The sequence below is a fragment of the Streptomyces melanosporofaciens genome, assembly GCF_900105695.1.
GTDB classification, from domain to species: domain Bacteria; phylum Actinomycetota; class Actinomycetes; order Streptomycetales; family Streptomycetaceae; genus Streptomyces; species Streptomyces antimycoticus.
Window position 1 is genome coordinate 2,262,839 of sequence record NZ_FNST01000002.1, and the last position, 20,234, is coordinate 2,283,072.

Annotated in this window: 17 protein-coding genes and 1 tRNA gene; 7 read left to right on the forward strand and 11 right to left on the reverse strand. The window is 71.8% G+C overall.

Annotated elements, in window-relative coordinates; translation table 11 throughout:
- Window positions 1–70: 70 nt before the first annotated feature.
- Window positions 71–1,066 (reverse strand): phage baseplate protein, encoded by a 996-nt coding sequence (locus tag BLV72_RS12265; RefSeq protein ID WP_244320735.1) that lies wholly within the window; start codon window positions 1,064–1,066, stop codon window positions 71–73.
- A gap of 245 nt (window positions 1,067–1,311) precedes the next feature.
- Entirely contained in the window at window positions 1,312–2,460 is a 1,149-nt protein-coding gene (gene hppD / locus BLV72_RS12270) for a 4-hydroxyphenylpyruvate dioxygenase (RefSeq protein WP_093462193.1), read from the reverse strand.
- Between the two features lie 158 nt (window positions 2,461–2,618).
- On the opposite strand from hppD, the gene BLV72_RS12275 reads away from it, so the two are divergent.
- The 4 genes from BLV72_RS12275 to BLV72_RS12290 all read left to right on the forward strand — a co-directional run bounded on the left by BLV72_RS12275 (window position 2,619) and on the right by BLV72_RS12290 (window position 5,429).
- Window positions 2,619–3,086, forward strand: coding sequence for an Lrp/AsnC family transcriptional regulator (locus BLV72_RS12275; RefSeq protein ID WP_093462195.1), 468 nt, complete (start codon window positions 2,619–2,621; stop codon window positions 3,084–3,086).
- Between the two features lie 95 nt (window positions 3,087–3,181).
- Entirely contained in the window at window positions 3,182–3,778 is a 597-nt protein-coding gene (locus BLV72_RS12280; protein ID WP_244320736.1) for an ArsR/SmtB family transcription factor, read from the forward strand.
- Window positions 3,779–3,799: 21 nt separating this feature from the next.
- Window positions 3,800–4,024: a hypothetical protein gene (locus BLV72_RS12285; protein WP_093462198.1), complete on the forward strand. Its 225-nt coding sequence runs from the start codon at window positions 3,800–3,802 to the stop codon at window positions 4,022–4,024.
- 1 nt (window position 4,025) lies between these two features.
- On the forward strand, window positions 4,026–5,429 hold the full coding sequence (locus BLV72_RS12290) for an MFS transporter (RefSeq protein ID WP_093462199.1): 1,404 nt from the start codon (window positions 4,026–4,028) through the stop codon (window positions 5,427–5,429).
- On the opposite strand, the gene BLV72_RS12295 is transcribed toward BLV72_RS12290, so the two are convergent.
- From BLV72_RS12295 to BLV72_RS12335, 9 genes are all read right to left on the reverse strand, one after another.
- Window positions 5,368–6,153: a S16 family serine protease gene (locus BLV72_RS12295; RefSeq protein ID WP_093462201.1), complete on the reverse strand. Its 786-nt coding sequence runs from the start codon at window positions 6,151–6,153 to the stop codon at window positions 5,368–5,370. The genes BLV72_RS12290 and BLV72_RS12295 overlap by 62 nt on opposite strands.
- A 308-nt stretch (window positions 6,154–6,461) precedes the next feature.
- On the reverse strand, window positions 6,462–7,103 hold the full coding sequence (locus tag BLV72_RS12300; protein ID WP_059144494.1) for an IclR family transcriptional regulator: 642 nt from the start codon (window positions 7,101–7,103) through the stop codon (window positions 6,462–6,464).
- A gap of 371 nt (window positions 7,104–7,474) precedes the next feature.
- Window positions 7,475–9,271, reverse strand: coding sequence for a DEAD/DEAH box helicase (locus tag BLV72_RS12305; protein ID WP_093462202.1), 1,797 nt, complete (start codon window positions 9,269–9,271; stop codon window positions 7,475–7,477).
- 111 nt (window positions 9,272–9,382) lie between these two features.
- A complete protein-coding gene (locus BLV72_RS12310; protein WP_093462204.1) occupies window positions 9,383–9,766 on the reverse strand; it encodes a type II toxin-antitoxin system death-on-curing family toxin in 384 nt (127 codons plus the stop codon).
- Entirely contained in the window at window positions 9,767–9,964 is a 198-nt protein-coding gene (locus BLV72_RS12315) for a ribbon-helix-helix protein, CopG family (protein ID WP_014061073.1), read from the reverse strand. It lies immediately after the preceding gene.
- Window positions 9,965–10,005: 41 nt separating this feature from the next.
- Window positions 10,006–11,520, reverse strand: a complete 1,515-nt coding sequence (locus tag BLV72_RS12320; protein ID WP_093462205.1) for an MFS transporter — start codon at window positions 11,518–11,520, stop codon at window positions 10,006–10,008.
- Between the two features lie 309 nt (window positions 11,521–11,829).
- On the reverse strand, window positions 11,830–12,897 hold the full coding sequence (locus BLV72_RS12325) for a YeiH family protein (RefSeq protein WP_093462207.1): 1,068 nt from the start codon (window positions 12,895–12,897) through the stop codon (window positions 11,830–11,832).
- Window positions 12,894–13,490 (reverse strand): cysteine dioxygenase family protein, encoded by a 597-nt coding sequence (locus tag BLV72_RS12330; RefSeq protein ID WP_093462208.1) that lies wholly within the window; start codon window positions 13,488–13,490, stop codon window positions 12,894–12,896. Before BLV72_RS12330 ends, BLV72_RS12325 begins: the two co-directional genes overlap by 4 nt.
- A gap of 113 nt (window positions 13,491–13,603) precedes the next feature.
- Window positions 13,604–14,509, reverse strand: a complete 906-nt coding sequence (locus BLV72_RS12335) for a LysR family transcriptional regulator (RefSeq protein ID WP_093462210.1) — start codon at window positions 14,507–14,509, stop codon at window positions 13,604–13,606.
- Window positions 14,510–14,689: 180 nt separating this feature from the next.
- Here BLV72_RS12335 and BLV72_RS12340 point away from each other — a divergent pair, with 180 nt between their 5' ends.
- From BLV72_RS12340 to BLV72_RS12350, 3 genes are all read left to right on the forward strand, one after another.
- Window positions 14,690–15,565: an alpha/beta fold hydrolase gene (locus tag BLV72_RS12340; RefSeq protein WP_093462211.1), complete on the forward strand. Its 876-nt coding sequence runs from the start codon at window positions 14,690–14,692 to the stop codon at window positions 15,563–15,565.
- Window positions 15,566–15,753: 188 nt separating this feature from the next.
- A tRNA-Cys gene (locus BLV72_RS12345) sits at window positions 15,754–15,828 on the forward strand.
- A gap of 319 nt (window positions 15,829–16,147) precedes the next feature.
- Window positions 16,148–20,233 carry an amino acid adenylation domain-containing protein gene (locus BLV72_RS12350; RefSeq protein ID WP_244320738.1) on the forward strand — a complete coding sequence of 1,362 codons (4,086 nt, stop codon included), beginning with the start codon at window positions 16,148–16,150 and terminating at the stop codon, window positions 20,231–20,233.
- Window position 20,234: the final 1 nt, after the last annotated feature.

Genomic DNA, 20,234 nt, shown 5'->3' on the forward strand with positions numbered 1-20,234 from the left:
TCCAGCCTCGCACCCGGGACGCGCGCGGGGAAGATCGTGGCAGCGGACGGCTGACCGCGACATTGTCGATCTACTGCGCCTTGTAGTAGACGCTGACCTTACGGTCTCCGGCGGCGCCCGAGGCGAAGCCCATGCACAGCCGGCGGGGGCTGGAGAGCTGGACGGCCATGCCCTCGGGCTCGCGGTAGCTCAGCGAGTAGGCGGCCTCGGTGCGGGCGCGCTGGACGAGTTCGCCGGTGCGCAGATCGATGCAGGAGACGTAGGTGTTGCCGTGGCCGGAGGGCGGGTTGGCGCCGTCCTCGCCGGTGTAGGCGGTGCCGGTCATCTGGTACGCGTAGTCGCCGAGGACCGTGAAGCCCTGGAAGACCTCGCCGTCCTCGACGCCGGTCTGGGGTATGTCGTCGTACACGGGGGTGTAGTCGCCCGCGCTGACCCCGGAGAGGCTCATCAGCCGGTAGCGGACCTCGCCGTCGAGGCGGTGGCGCAGCAGCAGCCGGCGGTTGAGCATGTCGACGGCGGGCTGGTTGCTGGTGGAGCCCGCCACCGGGCGGTGCTTGACCAGCGAGGACGAACCGGACGACAGCACGGTGCCATCGGCGAACTTGAAGCGGCTGATGGCGCGGCCGTAGCCGGAGTCGGGGTTGGCGTCCGACTCGGTCCACAGATAGGCGGTGGAGCCCACCGGCTCGCAGCCCATCGCGACGCCGTGCCCGAATCCCTTGAGGTACATGGAGCCCAGCTCCGCACCGGCCAGGGACAGCTTGGTGACGCACAGATCGCCGCGGGCGGCGCGGTCGGCGCCGGAGACGGGGGCGGATTCCCCGCTGAGCTGGATACCGCCCTGCATGAGCTGGACGGTGTAGAGGTGGCCGTTGACGTCATCGAACGCGAAGGACTGCAGCACGGTGGCGTTGTGCGGGGTCTTCTCGCGGATCAGCTGGGTGGAGGGCACCGACAGATCGAACCGGCCCCCGGCCACGGTGGCGGCCCCCGCGCGGGCGGCGAAGGCACCGAGCGCTCCGGCCGCGGCCACGCCCCCGCCGAGGGTGAACCTACGCCTGGTCAAACGACCCGCAGTGTACTTTTCCGTGTGCATTGATACTCAACAACTCCCATGCGATCACGCCGTGTTGGAGTGAACAGATCGCCGAGAGTGTAGACGCTGGGAAAGCGCTCCCATTCACGTGTTCGGGTTTTCTGGCATGAGCGGCGCATGCGCATAACGGAGCAAGGGCGCATGTCCACACGAGTGCGGGCGACGGGCGCGGCCGCGTCCCTCGGGGCGGGCCTCGGACCCGCCCCGCGGAGCGGTCAGAGGTTGCCGCGCTTCTCCTGCTCGCGCTCGATCGCCTCGAAGAGCGCCTTGAAGTTGCCCTTGCCGAAGCCCATCGAGCCATGCCGCTCGATCAGCTCGAAGAAGACGGTCGGCCGGTCCTGGACCGGCTTGGTGAAGATCTGGAGCAGATAGCCGTCCTCGTCGCGGTCGGCGAGGATCTTCAGCTCGCGGAGGGTCTCCACCGGGACGCGGGTGTCGCCAACCCACTCCCCCAGGGTCTCGTAGTACGAGTCCGGGGTGTCCAGGAACCGCACCCCGGCCGCGCGCATCGCCCGCACCGTGGCGACGATGTCGTTGGTGGCGAGCGCGATGTGCTGGACGCCGGGGCCGCCGTAGAACTCCAGATACTCGTCGATCTGCGACTTCTTCTTGCCGACCGCGGGCTCGTTGAGCGGGAACTTCACCTTGCGGGTGCCGTCCGCCACGACCTTCGACATCAGCGCGGAGTACTCGGTGGCGATGTCGTCGCCCACGAACTCCTTCATGTTGGTGAAGCCCATGACGTCGTTGTAGAAGCCGACCCACTCGTCCATCCGGCCGAGTTCCACATTGCCGACGCAGTGGTCGATGGCCTGGAAGTTCCGCCGCGCCGGCGGGTCGACGATCGGCTCGGCCTCCGCGTATCCGGGCAGGTACGGGCCGTCGTAGCCGGTGCGCTCGACGAGGGTGTGGCGGGTGTCGCCGTAGGTGCGGATCGAGGCCACCACCACCGTGCCGTGCTCGTCCCCCAGCTCATGCGGCTCCTCGATCCCGGCGGCGCCGTGCTCGACGGCGTACGCGTAGGCGGCGCGCGCGTCCGGCACCTCCACCGCGAGGTCGATCACGCCGTCGCCGTGCTCGGCGACATGCTCGGCCAGGAAGCGGCCCCAGGCGCTCACCGGCTTGATGACGGAGGTGAAAACGAAGCGGGCGCTGCCCGAGACGAGGACGTAACTGGCCGTCTCCCGGCTGCCGTTCTCCGGACCGGAGTAGGCGACGAGCTTCATCCCGAAGGCGGTGGCGTAGTAGTGCGCGGCCTGCTTCGCGTTGCCGACCGCGAAGACGACCGCGTCCATCCCCTTCACGGGGAACGGGTCGGCGTGCCGTGCGTCCCCCTGCTGCAGCATCTCTGTCGTCTCAGTCATACTTCGCAGCGTCCTCCCATGACTCAAGGTGCGCAACACTTCGCGAAAACGCTGGTCAGGATGTATAGCCAGGGCAGGCTGCCATGGAGCATCCTGTACAGGGTGACCACCGTCACAAAGAACGCCACAGAGACCACGGAGACCTCGAGGGGGACCGCATGGGGATCGACGGGCTCGACGCTCGCCTGATCGAGCTGCTCGCCGAGGAACCGCGGATAGGGGTGCTGGAGGCGTCGCGCCGCCTCGGTGTCGCCCGCGGCACGGCGCAGGCGCGGCTGGACCGGCTGCGGTCCCAGGGGGTGATCCGGGGCTTCGGCCCCGATGTGGACCCGGCGGCGCTCGGCTATCCGGTCACCGCGTTCGCGACGCTGGAGATCAAGCAGGGGCAGGGGCAGGACGTACGGGCCCATCTGGCGACCGTTCCGGAAGTGCTGGAGCTGCACACCACCACGGGCCACGGGGACATGCTCTGCCGGTTGGTGGCCCGCTCCAACGCCGACCTTCAGCGGGTGATCGACCTGGTGGTGGGGTTCGAGGGGATCGTCCGGGCCTCGACGGCGATCGTGATGGAGAACGCGGTTCCGCTGCGGATCATCCCGCTGGTGCGGCAGGCGGCGCTGGACTGAGGGCGAGGGCCCGTGGCGGCCCCTGAAGCGGATCCAAAGACTCCGTTGCAAAGAAAGTGTTGCAACTGAGTCTTTGCATGCTTACGCTGCCGCGCATGGCACAGAAAGAAGAGCCTGCGCCCGACGACGTCCGGGTGCTCGACCCACGCTCCCTGCGCGGGCTCGCGCATCCGCTGCGCATGCGGCTGCTCACCGCGCTGCGCGAGTACGGACCGGCCACCGCGTCCCAACTGGCCGCCCGATTGGGCGAGTCCAGCGGAGCCACCAGCTACCATCTGCGACAGCTGGCCACCTATGGCTTCGTCGAGGACGACCCGGAGCGGGGCAAGGGGCGGGAGCGGTGGTGGAAGGCGGCGCACAGGGGTACGCGCTGGAACGCCGACAAGTTCCTGGCCCACCCCGATCCGGCCGTACGGGGGGCGGTGAACACCGTGCTGCACGAGGTGGCCACCCAGCACACACAGGAGATGTCCACCTTTCTGGGCACCCTGCACGGATGGTCGGGGGAATGGCGGGCGGCCTCGGACCTCAGCGACTTCTACATGCGCCTCACTCCCGAACTCGCCCACGAAATGCGCGACAAGGTGCACGAACTGATCGAGAGCTACCGCGAGAAGGAGGTGGACCGGGACACCGAGGGCTCCGCCCCGTACCGCGTCCATCTGCATGCCTTCCCGCGCGAAGAGGACTGACCGATCCCTGGGGGGAACGACATGTACGGCGACGAGATCCATCTGTGGCTCCACCGAATACGCGCCGAGCGTCTCCAGCACGAGGCCCACGAGGCGCCCCGGCCCCACCGCCGGACCCACCGCACCCGCCCCGCCCGCGCCCGGGCGCTGCGCGCCCGGCTCGGCTGGACGCTGGTGGAGGTCGGGCTGCGGCTGGCCACCCCACGGCTGCCGCAATCCGGTCTGACGGCGCGGTTCGACCACTGACATGGCCGACGACACAGGGGACAGAGAGCGTCGGGGAAACAGCGGTGACCGAAGACCACTCATGCTCGTCCTCGCCGCCAACACCGTTTCCATAGCGGGCAATTCGCTCACGCTGATCGCCGTCCCGTGGTTCGTCCTGGAGACCACGGGCAGCGCGGCCAAGGCCGGGTTCGTGTCCTTCTGCGCGACTCTGCCGGTGGTGGTCTCCGCCGTGATCGGCGGACCGGTGATCGACCGGGTCGGCCGCAGGCGGGTCTCCATCGCCTCCGACGCGCTGTGCGGGGTGGCCGTCGCCACGATTCCGGTGCTGCACTTCGCCGGGCTGCTGCGGTTCTGGCAGCTCTGTGCGCTGATGGCGTTCTGCGGGTTGCTCCACGCACCGGGCGAGACCGCCCGCCAGGTGCTCGTCCCCGCGCTGGCCGAACGGGCGGGCACCACCCTCAGCCGCGCCGCCAGCTTCTACGACGGGGCCTCGCGCGGGGCCCGGATGCTGGGCGCGGCGGTCGGGGGGCTGCTGATCGCGCTGCTCGGCCCGCCCGCCGTACTGCTGCTGGACGCGGCGACGTTCGCGGCCTCCGCACTGCTGATCATGGCGGGGCTGCGCGGGCTGCCCGCCGCCGCGCCGCGCAAGCCCGTCGTACCGGTGTCCGCCCGGGCCTACCGCGCGGAGCTGCGCGAGGGATACCGCTTCCTGCTGCACCACCGGCTGCTGCTGGCCATCGTGCTGATGGTCATGGTCACCAACGGCCTCGACCAGGGCCTGTCCTCCGTACTGCTGCCCGTCCACGCCGAGCGGCATCTGGGCGGTTCGGTGCAACTGGGGCTGCTCACCGCGCTGTTCGGCGGCGGTGCGCTGGTGGGGGCGCTGCTGTACGGGGCGGTGGGCGACCGCTTTTCGCGCCGGACCGTGTTCGCGGTGAGCTTCCTGGTGTGCGGGCTGCCGCGCTTCCTGATCGCCGCATTCGTCCCCGGCGTATCCCCGCTCGCCGTGACGATGGCGGCCAGTGGGGTCGCGGCGGGGATGCTCAACCCGATCCTGACCACGGTGACCTACGAGGCCGTCCCCGATGAGCTGCGCAGCCGGGTCTCGGGCGCGCTCACCGCGGGGGTGTGGGTGGTGATGCCGCTCGGTGGGCTCGCGGCCGGATGTCTGGTGGAGGGGGTGGGGCTGACCGCCGCCTTCCTGGTGACGGGCGGGGTCTACTTCCTGGCCACGCTCAGCCCGCTGGTCTTCCCGGCCTGGCGCGGGATGGACGAGGGGGCGGCGGTGGACAAGCGGACGGCGGCGGACGAGAGGACGGCGGACAAGGCGACGGCGGTGGACGGGAGGACCGCGGCACCGCTCAGCAGTGCGGGACCGCGCCGCCCGACCGCAGCGCCCGCAGAGCCGTCACGGCACCCTTGAGCGTGGTGACGGGGATCAGCCGCAGCCCCTTGGGCAGTTCGGCGGTGGCGTCGGCGCATTCGGCCTTCGGCACCAGGAAGACCGTGGCGCCGTCCCGCTTGGCGGCCTGCGTCTTCAGTGGGACCCCGCCCACGGCCCCGACCTTGCCCTTGGCGTCGATGGTGCCGGTGCCCGCGATCGTCCGGCCGCCGGTGAGATCGCCGCCGCGGCCGTCCCCGTCCAGCTTGTCGATCACGCCGAGGGAGAAGAGCAGCCCGGCGCTCGGCCCGCCGACGTCGGCCAGGCGCAGGGTGACCTTGACGTCGCGCGGGGAGCGGTGGAGATAGCCGAGCGCGGCGCTGGTGGCCGAGGACTGGGACTCCCGCATCTCCTCGGCGTTGTGCCGCTCGATCTCCTTGGTGGTGCCGCCGACGTAGACCGAGTCATGCGGCATGACGGCGCGGTCGGTGGCGAACCAGCCGCTGATCACGTCCTTCAGCCGCACAGTGGCGTCCGGGCCGGTGGCCAGGATCGTCGTCATCCGCAGCTGCCCGGTGGTCTTGCGGGTGCCGCTCCCCGAGACGCTGATCACCTGCTTGCCGCGGTCGGCGCCGAGGACGTTCACGGTCGAACCGGGCTGGGCCACGGTGAACGGCAGCGGGGCGAACGCGGCCACCGCGAGCAGGGCGAGCACGGGCGCGGAGCAGAGCGCGAGGATGCGGGCGCGGGGGGAGACGGCAGGCATGGTGCGAATCTAGTTGACCGCCGGGACGGTCGGGGCGCCGCCCCGACCCCCGAAGGCTTGGCGGGCGGCGGATGCGAGCCCTGGCGGGCGGCGGGCACGGGCCCTGGCGGGTGGCGAGCACGGACGGCTGGCTCAGCTCGTGACGCCCGGCCGACGCGGGCAGGCGCACGGCACCCGGCCAACGGCGCCGGGCTCACGGCTCCCGACCGCATGGCAGCTCCCCTGGGCCGACCCGGGCGGGCGGGGCGGCCATGGCGTACCGCGCCCATCCAGGCCGCCACCACGGCCTGCTGTGCCACGCCGGACGCTCAGCTCAGGGCGTCCGAGACCTCTCGGGCCGCGTCGACGACCCGCGGGCCGACCCGGTCCGGTACCGAGTCGCAGAGCATGACGACCCCGACGCTGCCCTCGATCCCCGTCACCCCGATGAGCGGGGCGGCCGCGCCGCTCGCGCCCGCCTCCAGTTCGCCGTGGGTGAGGGCGTACCCGGGGTCGTCGGGGCGGCCGGCGCGGGCGGCGAGGATCGCGCGCCCGGCGGCGCCCCGGTCGAGCGGATGCCGGAATCCGGCCCGGTAGGCCACGTGGTAGTCGGTCCAGGTCGGCTCTACGACCGCGACGGCGAGGGCCTCGGTGCCGTCGACCAGGGTGAGGTGGGCGGTCGCGCCGACGTCCTCGGCGAGGGAGCGCAGCGCGGGCAGCGCCGCCTCCCGTACGAGCGGATGCACCTGGCGGCCCAGCTGCAGCACCCCCAGCCCGACGCGCGCCCGTCCGCCGATGTCCCGGCGGACGAGGGAGTGCTGCTCAAGGGTGGCCAGCAGCCGGTAGACCACGGTGCGATTGACGCCGAGCTTGTTGGACAGCTCGGTCACGGTCAGCCCGTGGTCGGTGTCGGCGAGCAGTTTGAGGACGCGCAGTCCCCGATCGAGCGTCTGAGAGGTCTCCGCGGTCACGACGCCCCCTCCTCGGTGATGGGTGGCGGCTCTTCGCGCGGTGTGCCCGCCGGTCCCGACGACGGCGCGCGAAGAGGCCGCCGGTCGCGGTGGTCACGCACCGGCTGCGCTCCGCGGCGGCGCTGCCACGGGGCGTGTGCGTGCCCGAACGCTAGCGAGCCGGTCCGCTTTGCGGAAGGGTTTGTCCAGAATCCGAGCAGAGCTGCCAAAGAGAACGACAGGGGAGCATCCCGAATCACCCCGGTTCGTCCGGATTGATAAGGGAGGCGTGCGACCGGTTCATGAAACTTTTCGAAAAGGGGTTGCGCTGAGGCGGATCCGCCCGCCTCAGCGCATACAGATGCGAGTGCGGACGCGAGTCCGCATCCGCGTCACCGCATCCGCGTCGCCCACTCCTGCACCTTCTTGATCCGCTCGCGGATCTGCCCCGCCGTCGCCTCCGCGCTCGGCGGGCCGCCGCAGACCCGGCGCAGCTCGGTGTGGATCACGCCATGCGGCTTACCGCTCTGATGGACATACGCGCCGACCAGCGTATTGAGCTGCTTGCGCAGTTCCAGCAGCTCCTTGTGGGTGACCACCGGCCGCCGCTCCGCCGGGAGCTCCAGCAGATCCGCCTCCTCGTCCGGCTTCTTGCGGCTGTGCGCGATCTGCTTGGCCTGCCGCTTCTGGAGCAGCATCTGCACCTGGTCGGGTTCGAGAAGCCCGGGGATGCCGAGGTAGTCCTGCTCCTCGTCGCTGCCCGGATGCGCCTGCATGCCGAACTCGGCGCCGTCGTACAGCACCCGATCGAAGACCGCGTCCGACTCCAGCGCCTCGAAGGGGAGTTGGTCCTGTTCGCCGGTGTCCTCGTCCTGCTGCTTCTCGGCCTCCTCGAGGAGCTTCTCCTCCTCCGCGTACGGGTTCTCCTCCTCGCCGTCCTTCTTCGGCTTGTCCAGGACGTGGTCGCGCTCGACCTCCATCTCGCCCGCGAAGCCGAGCAGCATCGGGATGGTGGGGAGGAAGACGGACGCGGTCTCGCCGCGCCGCCGCGACCGTACGAAACGGCCGACGGCCTGGGCGAAGAAGAGCGGGGTGGAGATGGTGGTCGCGTAGACCCCGACCGCCAGCCGGGGAACGTCCACCCCCTCCGACACCATGCGGACCGCGACCATCCAGCGGTCGTCGGAGTGGCTGAAGTCCTCGATCCGCTGGGACGCCGCCGCCTCGTCGGAGAGCACGAGCGTCGCCTTGTCGCCGGTGATCTCGCGGATCAGCTTGGCGTACGCACGGGCCGAGTCCTGGTCGGCGGCGATGACGAGCGCCCCCGCGTCCGGGATGCCCTTGCGGACCTCGGACAGCCGCTGGTCGGCGGCGCGCAGCACATTCGGCATCCAGTCGCCGCGCGGATCGAGCGCGGTGCGCCATGCCTGGGAGACGGCGTCCTTGGTCATCGGCTCGCCGAGCCGCGCCTCGAGCTCGTCGCCCGCCTTGGTGCGCCAGCGCATGTTGCCGCTGTAGGAGAGGAAGATGACGGGGCGCACCACACCGTCGGAGAGGGCGTTGCCGTAGCCGTAGGTGTAGTCGGCGGAGGAGCGCCGGATCCCGTCGTTGCCCTCTTCGTAGGTGACGAAGGGGATGGGGTTGGTGTCGGACCGGAATGGGGTGCCGGTGAGCGCGAGCCGGCGGGTCGCCGGCTCGAACGCCTCCAGACACGCCTCGCCCCAGGAGCGGGAGTCGCCGGCGTGATGGATCTCGTCGAGGATGACGAGCGTCTTGCGCTGCTCGATCCGGTTGCGGTGCAGCATGGGCCGGACGCCGACGCCCGCGTAGGTGACGGCGATCCCGTGGTACTCCCGGCTCAGCGGACCCGCGCTGTACTCCGGGTCCAGCTTGATGCCGATCCGCGCGGCGGCCTCCGCCCACTGCTTCTTCAGATGCTCGGTCGGCGCGACGACCGTCACCTGCTGGACGACGTGGTGGTGCAGCAGCCAGGAGGCGAGGGTCAGCGCGAAGGTGGTCTTACCGGCGCCGGGGGTCGCGACCGCGAGGAAGTCCCGCGGCTGCTCCTGGATGTACTTGTCCAATGCGCCCTGCTGCCAGGCGCGCAGCTTGCTCGCGGTACCCCAAGGAGCCCGGCCGGGGAAGGCGGGCGAGAGGTGATGGCTGGTGGAGGCGGCAGTAGTACTCACGGTCTCCGTCGGGCTGGCTCGGCGAGGTCGATCGGGAACCGCGTCAGCCTACCGGTGCCGTCGTTCACGCTCCGGGGTACGGGCCGATCCCACCCGAGGGTGGGATCAGGCTCACATCGCCTCGTGCAGCCTCCGCAGTCTGGACGCGATGTCCGCCACATCCTCGAGCGCGCCCGAGGCCACGCCGACCACCAGCTTGTACGCCTCGTCCTGGTCGACGTCGAGCATCTCGGTGCCGTTGAGATCGAGGAAGACCACCGTGCACATCCACGCCATCCGCTTGTTGCCGTCCACCAGCGGGTGGTTGACGGCGAGCGACTGGAGCAGCGCCGCGCCCTTCTCGAAGAGGTCGGCATACGCCTCTATGCCGAACATCTGCGACTGCGGACGATGCACAGCCGAGCTCAGCAACCCCAGATCGCGCACCGCGATCCGCTGCCCCCCACAGGCGATTTCCGCCAGGTCCAGCACTTCCTGGACCGTCAGGTACTTCACTTACTCCCCCAGCCTCCGCAGAAGGTCCGCGTGGCGTGCCGCGTACTTCGCCCCCAGGCGCTGGACCGACTCCCGGTCCGCCTCTTGCTCGAGATACCGATCGATCGCCTGAAGCACTATGGCGTGCATACTGCGGCCCTCCTCCTCGGCCCGCTGCTTGAGCGCCTCTTGCTGGTCGTCGCGCAGTCGGAGATTCATAGCCATACCAAAACGGTACCACTCATGGGGCCAGAATGGTACTACGCGGTGACGGGCCGCAACCGCGTCGTCACCCACGCCCCCACCAGCGCCACCGCCGTCATCGCCACGTAGACCGCCCCGAAGGCGGCCGGCTGGTGGGAGGCGGTCGAGCCGGTGGCGGCGACATCGCCGCCGCCGAAGGTGACGAAGAGGACGCCACTGAGCCCGACCAGCGTGATGTTGCCGAGCGCGTCGGAGACCTGGAGGGAGGCGGAGTTGCTGCCCGCGTCCTCCGGACGGGAGAGCTTCAGCAGCAGCACGCTCCCGCTGGAGATCGCCAGCCCCATCCCATAGCCGCCGATCACCCAGGCCACGGCCACGATCCAGGCCGGGACGGAGTCGATGAGGGCCAGGAGCACCATGGCGATGGACACGGCCATGAGGAGCAAGCCGAGGCCCATCAGCCGTTCGCGGTGCGGCTCCAGGCGCGGGCGGCTCTGGGTGTACGAGCCCAGGGCCCAGGTGAGTCCGCCGCCGGTGAGGGAGAGCCCGGCGGCGGTCGCGGACAGGTCGCGCTGGGTCACCAGCATCAGCGGGACGAAGCTCTCCGCGCCCAGGAAGGACCCCGCCGCCACCCCGCGCAGCAGGATCACCGACGGCAGTCCGCGGGCGGCGCGGAAGGTGCCCTCGGGGAGGAGCCGCAGGACACAGGGGACGAGCAGGGCGAGACCGGCGGCGGCCGGGACGAGCGAGAGCCAGCTCAGGTCCTGGCCCGCGTACTGCAGCAGCCCGGCGCCGGCCGCGACGGCGAGCGCGAGGAGGATGCGACGGCGGTTCATGTGCGCGGAGCGCTCGCTCGGGGGCAGGGCGCGCAGCGCGGGGAGCATCACCGCGAGCGGCGGCAGCACCAGCACCGGGATGGCCAGGAACACCCAGCGCCAGCCGACGTGTTCGGTGACCGTCCCGGCGGCGAGCGGGCCGACGATGACCGGCAGCACCCAGGCGGCGGAGAAGGACGCCAGCACGGCGGGCTGCAGCCGCTGCGGATAAGCGCGGCCGACCACCACATACAGCGCGACGATCACCAGCCCGCCGCCTATGCCCTGGACCGCGCGCCCGCCCACGAACATCCACATCTGCTGCGCCGAACCGGCCACCAGCAGCCCGGCGGCGAACGCCGCGATCCCGGTGAACAGCGGCGCCAACGGCCCCTTGCGGTCGCACCACTCCCCCGACAGCGCCATCGCGAACAGGCTCGCGGTGAAGTAGGCGGAGAAGGCGTACGCGTAGAGCTCGACCCCGTCCAGCGCGCGGGCCGCGACCGGCATGGCGGTGTTGACCGCGCTCGCCTCGAAGGCGATGAGGGAGACGACGGTGACGATGCCGAGGGTCAGGGCGCGGTAGCGCCTCCCCAGTACGGTGTCGCCGGTGTCGCCGCCGCCCTCCAGACCCCGGTCCAGGTCCAGATCCAGGTCTCCGTCGTGCGGCTCGGGTGGGAGGGGGGACGCCTGGGGCGGCAGGGCGGCGCTGTCCGTGACGGCGGCGTCGGCGTCATGGGGGTCGCGAGGGGTCATGGCGTCAGAGTAAGTGGCGTTCCGGGACATCACACCTGTCGCGGGACGGAGCCACGCTCGGCCCTTGGCCCTAGGCACCCTGTCCGGGACGCGGGCCCCGGGGCCCGGGTCCGCCCCCGGCACCTTTGGCAGTACCCCGGGCCCTGGGCCGCGCGCCGCGCCTGGCCGCGCCCCGGGCACTCCGGCCCTCGCCGCGCTCCCCCGGCCGTGCCCCGGCCCTGACCGCGCACCGGGCCCCGGCCGAATCCCGGGCCCCGGCCCTGCGGGCCTTGCCGTGACCCCGGGCACTCGAAGGCCGCGCCCCGCGCCTTACGTGGTGAGCAGGACCCCCGCGTACGACGCCCCAGCGATCACCACCCACGCACACAGCCCCAGCGCCGCGACCCGGGCACCGGTGCGGGTGAGTGAGGGAAGGTGGACGGCGCTGCCGAGGCCGAAGAGGGCGGCGGCGAGGAGGAGTTCCTGGGCCGTGGCGGCGGTGTCCAGCGCGGCGGTGGACAGGAGGTCCGTGCTGCGCAGGACGGTCATCGCGAGAAAGCCGAGGACGAACAGCGGCACCAGCGGCGGCCGCCGCTTCGCCCCTTCGCCCGCCGTCCCCTCGCCCGCCGCCGCCTTGGCGCGCCCCCGCGCCCGTACGGACGTCGCGAGCGCCGCGACCAGCGGGGCGAGCAGGGCCACTCGCACCAGCTTGACCAGCACCGCGTCGCCCAGCGCCGCCGGTCCGGCGGTCTGCGCGGTGGCCACGACCTGGCCCACGTCGTGCACGCTCGCCCCCACCCACCGGCCGAACGCCACGTCGTCCAGCCCCAAGGGGTGCTGGAGCAGCGGCAGGACGGCGATGGCGAGGGTGCCGCAGAGCGTCACCAGCGCCACGGAGGTGGCCACATCGCGCTCGTCGCTCTCCGACACCTCGCTCACCGCGCCGATGGCGGAGGCCCCGCAGATCGAGTAGCCGGTCGCGATCAGCAGCGGCTGATCGCCGCGCAGCCCCATCCGGCGGCCGAGCCACCAGGTGCCGCAGAAGGTGGCCGCGACCACGCCCAGGACCATCGCCACGGTGGCCCAGCCGAGGCCCAGCACATCGCTCAGGCTGAGCTTGAGGCCGAGGAGCACGATGCCGAGCCGCATCAGCCGCTTCCCGGCGAAGGACAGCCCGGCGCGGCAGACGCCCCGGACGAGTCCGCGCGCCCCCGGCAGATGCGCCGCGACGATGCCCAGCACCACGGAGGCGGTCAGCAGGGGTACGGCGGGGAGCAGCCGATGGACGCCCCAGGCGGCCGCGACCCCGGCCACGGCGAGTCCGAGCCCGTACGCCGTGGCCGGCGGCCGCCATCCGGCAGCCTGCCGCGCCCGGCCGGGCGCGGCGGTCAGCGTCACTGGCCGTCCGCCGTCGGCAGGCCCTGGACCTCGTCCGCCGTCGGAAGGTCGTAGACGCGCCGGACGCTGCTGCCCAGGCGAGCGATGTCCGCCCCGTAGACATGGATCGAGATCGCCTTCGTCCCGCAGGCGTTCCACACCCTGTGGATATCTCCGGGCGGCGCGAAACCGCACACCGCGCCCCGCGGGTTGACCACGTCCTCGACCGCGACCAGCCGCGAGCCCGGGCCGTCGGGGACGAGGCGGAAGCGCCGCTCGTGCTCCTCGCCCTCGTGGACGCCGGTGACACACCAGGACACATGGTCATGGATCGCCGTGCGCTGGCCGGGCAGCCACACCAGCGCGACGATCGAGAAGCTGCCGTCGGGCTCGGCGTGCAGTACGTGCTGGCGGTAGCGGTCGGGGGCGCCCTCGCGCTGCTCGGTGGTGAGCAGATCGGCCGCGCCGAGGTGGGGCGCGAGCCGCTCGCCGACCAGATAGGCGGTCACATCGGGCGCCAGCCCCCGGTCGACGGCCTCGCGGACGTCGCCGACGAGCTCGCCGAGGCGTGCCGTGAGAAGACGGGAGGACGGATACGCGGTCGGGGTGCTCATGGTGGCAGCGTCCTGCCGCCCGCTCCATCGCGTCCAACGACAGCTTGTTGAGCCGTCCCCAAGCGCTGCTTATGGATGGCGCTCATGGACGAGCGCTCAGCGCACGGCCGGGCTCAGCATCCGACCCGGTTCCCCGCCACCGTCTTCAGCTCCTCCAGCACCCGCGCGGTGGCCGGGATCTCCAGATGTTCGCGCAGCACATACGCCGAGACGTGGCGGCGCGAGGCGGGGTCCAGGGCGCGCCCGGTGACCTTCTGGTGGCACAGGAACGAGAGCACCAGCCCCGGCATCATCGCCACGCCGAGCCCGGCCGCGACCATGCTCTGCACCACCAGATTGTCGTCGGTGGTGAAGGCGATGTCCGGGGCGAAGCCCTGCTCCGCGCATTCGTGCAGGAAGTTGGCGCGGCATCGCAGGCATCCGGCGATCCAGCGCTCCTCGCTCAGCTCCGCCAGCTTGACCGCCCGCCGTCTGGCCAGCGGATGCCCGGTCGGCAGCAGCACCGTCAGCTGGTCCTCCAGCAGCGGGATCTCCACCAGCTCGGCCGGGGTCTCCTCGCGCAGCCCGGGATAGGTGAAGGCGAGCGTGATGTCGCACTCCCCGCGCACCACCCGCCCCAGCGAGTCCGGCGGCTCGCCCTCCAGCAGCTCCACCCGCAGCCCCGGATGGGCGGCGGCGAGCCGGGCCATGGCCTCGGGGATGAGGGTGGCGTTGGCGCTGGGGAAGGCGCAGACCCGCACCCGGCCCGAGCGCAGCCGGGTGATGGCGCTCATCTGCTGCTGGGCGGTGGAAATGCTGGTCAGGATGGTGTCGGCGTGACGGGCGAGGGTCTCCCCCGCCTCGGTCAGCCGCATTCCGCGGCCGACCCGGATGAACAGCGGACTGCCGACGGCCCGTTCCAGCGCCTTCATCTGCTGGGTGATGGCCGGCTGGGTGTAGCCGAGCGCGCGGGCGGCCCCGGAGTAGGAGCCGGAGCGGACCACCTCGTGGAACGTCTTCACGTGCCGGGAATCGAACACATTCGCATCATACGGAGAAGCGGACGGAAACCATAAGCGTAATTTGGGTTCGCACAAGATCGCCCCAACCGATGCTTTTGCGTCACGCGGACCGCCGCCACGGCTCATGCGCCACACCCGGCACACCACGCCCCCCGGTCAAGCACGGTCAAGATGACGATGCTGGGGCAAGCTGACTCCATGCCGCACTACACCTCGTACGACGGAACCGAGCTGGCCTACCGCGTCCTGGAGGCCCGGGACGGCTCAGCGGGGCCGCCGCTGATCTGCCTGGCGGGCGGGCCGGGGCGCAGCGCCGCGTATCTGGGCGACCTCGGCGGACTGAACGCCCATCACACCCTCGTCATCCCCGACAGCCGCGGCACCGGGGACTCCCCGCCCGCCGTCGACCCCAGTGGCTACGCCTTCCCGGGGCTCGCCGAGGACCTCGAGGCGCTCCGCCGCCACCTGGACCTCGCCCGCTTCCCGCTGCTCGCCCATGACGCGGCCGCCGCCACGGCCCAGGCGTACGCGGCCGCCCACCCGGAGCGGCTCGCCCGGCTGATCGTGGTCTGCCCGGGCGCGCGGCTGCAGGGCGAACTCCCCGAGGACGCCCGGGAGATCTTCGAGTCCCGCGCCGACGAGCCCTGGTGGCCGGAGGCGTATGCGGCGGTCCAGCTACTGCCCGACACCACCGACCTCGCCGAGGTGCGCAGACTGCTGCTGCAGGCCGCCCCCATGGCGTACGGCCGCTGGGAGGAGCCCCAGCGGGCGCACGCCGGGAGCGAGGGCGAGCAGCTCGGGCCGGTACCCCGGGCCGGTTTCTGGCAGGGCGTCGACGAGGCGGGGCGGCGCGCGGTGCTGGCCCGGCTGCGCGAGGTGCCGTGCCCGGTGCTGGCGATCACCGGCGACCGGGACGCGGTGACCGGGATGCGGGCCGGGGAGCTGGTCGCCGAGTCCTTCCCGGACGGGCAGGCGCGGCCGCTGCCCGGCGTGGGCCACTATCCGTGGGTCGACGACCCGGACCTCTTCCGCCAGGTGGTCGAGGACTTCCTGGCGCACCGCCCCACGCCGTGAACCGGGGCCCGGCCGCCCCGGGCATGCGTATCCCGGCGGACGTATCCGGGCGGGCATCCCCAGCCGGGCGTATCCGGGCCGGCCTATCCGGCGGCCATGAACGCAGTGTGTCAGTCGTATGGCAGCCCCCGCCCGGGCGTTGTGCCCGCCCCACCCCCGCCCTATCGTCGGGAACAGAGCACGACATCGGCCGTGTGCCCGAGTGGTTGAGGGGCTCGACTGCAAATCGAGTTACGTGGGTTCGATTCCCGCCACGGCCTCCACACACCTTGCGCGGGCGCCCTCAGGGGCGTCCGCGCAATGCGTTACCGCTCGGTGAACTCTCGGACATGCTCTGGACACACGCGCCCGCCTGACGCATGCTCATCCACGCCGTCAGCCGTCTCGGCGCCGGGGATACCCCAGGTAAATCCCTAGGACTTCGGCGATTTTCACACTCTCGCCACCGAACGGTCTCCTGACCCCCTCACCGAGTGCAATTGCGTCTCATAGGGTCAGTGTGGTGCCTGCGGCCGCGTGGAAAACGACTCCCGGTCGACAGGCACCTTTTTCGACCGTGGTTCCATCCTCAATGGGGGAAATGTGCAGCCCGCCGTACCGGCCGCCCGTCTGCCGCTCTCGACCGGCCAGAGTGAGATCTGGTTCATTGAGCAGCTGGAGCCGCCGGAGAGCACCACCTTCAGGGTCGGCGAGTACCTGGAGATACAAGGACCGATAGACACCGAGATATTCGAGCGGGCGCTGCGCCGGGCCGTGGCGGAGGCCGAGCCCTATAACGTGCGGGTCGGCGAGGACGACGGGGAGCCCTGGCAGATCCTGGACCCGGTGACCGACTGGGAGCTGCCGAAGCTGGACCTCACCGGCGAGGAGGACCCCTGGGCCGCGGCCGAGCGGTGGATGAAGAACGACCTGGCCACGGGGGCGCTCAAGCTGGGCGACTACCCGGCGTTCTCGTTCGCCCTGCTGAAGGTGGAGACCGAGCGCTTCCTCTGGTACCAGGGCACCCACCACATCGTGTCGGACGCCGGATCGGCCGCCCTGCTGGGCCGGCGGACCGCCGAGGTGTACACCGCGCTCGTGGAGGGGACCGACCCGGCCGAGGGAGAAACGGTCTTCGGCTCCCTGCAGGCGATGGTGGACCAGGACGCGGAATACCGGGCCTCGCCGGATTTCGCCAAAGACCGCGCGTACTGGCTGGAACACGTCGGCGATTCCCCGCGCCCCGCACGGCTTTCCACCCACCCCACCAGGGAACTTTCCACCGTCCTCCGGCAGACCGCCTACCTGACCGAGGAGGAAGCGGTCGAGCTGCGGGCCGCCGCGCGTAAATACGCCACCCACTGGTCGGCTATGATCATCGCAGCGACCTCTCTTTATCTGCATCGATTGACCGGTAAATCGGACATCATTCTCACGCTGCCGATCTCGGGCCGTACCGATGCCACCGCCCGCGCCATTCCCGGGATGTTCGCCAATGTGGTGCCGCTGCGTATCCAGGTGCGCGCCGATATGCGAATACGGGAGCTGGTACGGCAGATCTCACGCGAAGTCAGGCAGGCCCTGCGCCATCAGCGTTACCGCCGTATCGACCTGGCCCGGGATCTGCGACTTCCGGACGGCGGAAACGGATTGCTCGGCCCGCACGTCAACATCATGACGTACGACTACGACTTCCACTTCGCCGGTCACCGGGTCAAGGGCCACAACCTCTCCAACGGAACCGTCGAGGACCTCTCGATCATGGGATACGACCGGTCCGACGGAACCGGTATCCGGATCGACCTCAACGCCAATTCCAACCTCTACACCGAGGACGCCCTCATCGCGCACCGGGAGCGCTACCTCGGCCTGCTGCGCTCCCTCGCCGACACCTCGGACCTGCAGCGCACCGTCGGCTCCCTGGAGCTGCTGTCCGCCGAGGAGCGCCGGCGGGTCCTGGACGCGCCGGGCGAGACGGCGCATCCGACCTCCGGCGCCCTCCTCCCGGAGCTGCTGGCGGCCCAGGCCGCCCGGACCCCCGACGCCCAGGCCCTGGTCTGCGCCGACGCGGCGGATGACACCGTGCTCAGCTACGCCGAGCTGGACCGGGCGGCGAACCGGCTGGCCCGGGTGCTCATCGCGCGCGGCGCCGGGCCCGAGCGCACCGTCGGCGTGGCCCTGCCCCGCTCCGCCGACCTGGTCATCGCGCTGATCGCGGTGCTCAAGACGGGGGCCGCGTATCTGCCCCTGGACCTGGACTACCCCGCCGAGCGGCTGGCGTACATGCTCGACGACGCGCGCCCCGCCCTCGTGGTCACCCGCGCCGACAGCGCCGGGGCGCTGCCCGCGCAGCACGGTGTGGGGCGGCTGCTGCTGGACGTCGTGGACGTCACGGGCGCCCGGGGCGCGGGAGACGTTTCCGCTCCGGCGGTGGCGCTCGACCCCGAGCACCCCGCGTACATCATCTACACCTCGGGCTCCACCGGCCGCCCCAAGGGCGTCCTCGTGCCCCACCGGGCCGTCGCCAACTCCCTGGAGTGGATGCGGGACGCCTACGAGCTCACCTCCGGGGACCGGATGCTGCAGAAGACCCCGGCCGGGTTCGACGCCTCGGTCTGCGAGTTCTTTTTGCCGCTGCTCAGCGGCGCGACCCTGGTAGTCGCCAGGCCCGGCGGCCACAAGGACCCGGCGTATCTGGCGCGCACGGTGCGCGAACGGGGCATCACCGCGCTCCAGTTCGTACCGTCGATGCTCCAGGCGTTCCTCGCCGACCCGGACGCCGCCGACGCGTGCGCGGGCATCCTGCGGCGGGCCTCCAGCGGCGGTGAGGCGCTGCCGCGCGAGACCGCCGAGCGGTTCCACGAGCGGTTCCCCGGCGTGCCGCTGAGCAACCTCTACGGGCCCACCGAGACCACCATCCAGATCGCCCACCACCCCTCCGCGCCCGGCGGTGCGGGACCGGTGCCGATCGGCCGGCCGGTGTGGAACACCCGGATGTACGTCCTGGACACCGCCCTCAAGCCCTGCCCGGCCGGGGTCACCGGCGAGCTGTACGTGTCCGGGGCGCAGCTGGCCCGCGGCTATCTGGGCCGCCGGGCCCTGACCGCCGAGCGGTTCGTCGCCGACCCCTACGGCCCGCCCGGCACCCGGATGTACCGCACCGGCGATCTGGCCCGCCGGCTGCCGGACGGCGACGTCGAGTACGTGGGCCGCACCGACGGCCAGGTCCAGCTACGCGGTTTCCGCATCGAGCTGGGCGAGATCGAGGCGGCGCTGCGGACGCTCCCCCAGGTCGCCGAGGCCGCCGCGGCGATCCGCACCGACCGCCCCGGCGACCAGCGGCTGGTCGCCTATGTGACGGCCGCAGGCGGCACCCCGCCGGACGCCGCCACGGCCCGCGAGGCGCTGGGCGAGGTGCTGCCCGAGCACATGGTGCCCAGCGCGGTCGTGGTGCTCGCCACCCTCCCCCTGGACGCCAACGGCAAGCTGGACCGCGCCGCGCTGCCCGCGCCCTCCTTCGAGGCCGCCACGGGCGGGCGGGCGCCCCGCACCCCGCGCGAGGAGGCGCTGTGCGCGCTCTTCGGCGAGGTCCTGGGGGTCGACGGCGTCACCGTCGACGACGACTTCTTCCTGCTCGGCGGCCATTCGCTGCTCGCCTCCAAGCTGGCCAGCCAGGCCCGCGCCGCGCTGGCCACCGAGCTGTCGATGCGCGACCTCTTCGAGGCGCCGACCGTCGCCCGGCTGGTGGCCCGCCTGGACGCCGCGGGACCGGCCCCGGCGCAGCCGCAGCAGCCGCTGGACATCCTGCTGCCGCTGCGCGGCGAGGGGCAGCGCCCGCCGCTGTTCTGCGTCCACCCCGGCGGGGGCCTGGGCTGGTCGTACACCGGGCTGCTCCGCCATCTCGCCCCGGACCAGCCGGTGTACGCCCTCCAGGCGCGCGGGCTGACCGAACCGGACGTCCTCCCGGCGAGCGTCGAGGAGATGGCCGCCGACTATCTGCGGCAGATCCGGACCGTCCAGCCGACCGGTCCCTACCATCTGCTCGGCTGGTCCTTCGGCGGGCTGATCGCGCACGCCATGGCCACCCGGCTGCAGGAACAGGGCGCGGAGGTCGCCACGCTGGCCGTGGTCGACGCCTACCCCGACAACGCCCAGGCGCTGCCCGAGACGCCGGAGCTCAGCAAGCGTCAGTGGCTGGGGGTGCTGCTCGACGACATCGGGGGCGGCGACATCTTCGCCCCGGGCTGGCTGGAGGCGCACCCCGACGGGGCGGACGGCACCGCCGACCTGGCGGCGGACCTCTGCCGGGAGACCGGGCTGCCCGCCCGGCTGCTGGAGGGCGAGACCAGCTTCCCGCTGCTCGACATCCTGCTCAACGACCAGGAGCTGATGCGCAAGTTCGCGCCCGACCGGTTCCACGGCGACATGCTGCTGTTCTCCGCGGCGGAGGAGATCCCCGGCTACCGGCGCGATCCGCTGCATGTGCCGGACTCCTGGCGCCCCTTCGTGGACGGCGCCCTTACGGTGCACAGCATCCCCGACCACCACTACCGGATGATGCGGGAGGAGTCCCTGGACCGGATCGGCCCGGTGGTGGCGAAGGCGCTCGAACCCGGCCGCCCCGCGACCGGCACCGGCCGCCCGGCCGAGCACGACCGCCCGGTGCTGAGCGCGGCCGCCATGCGCTGAG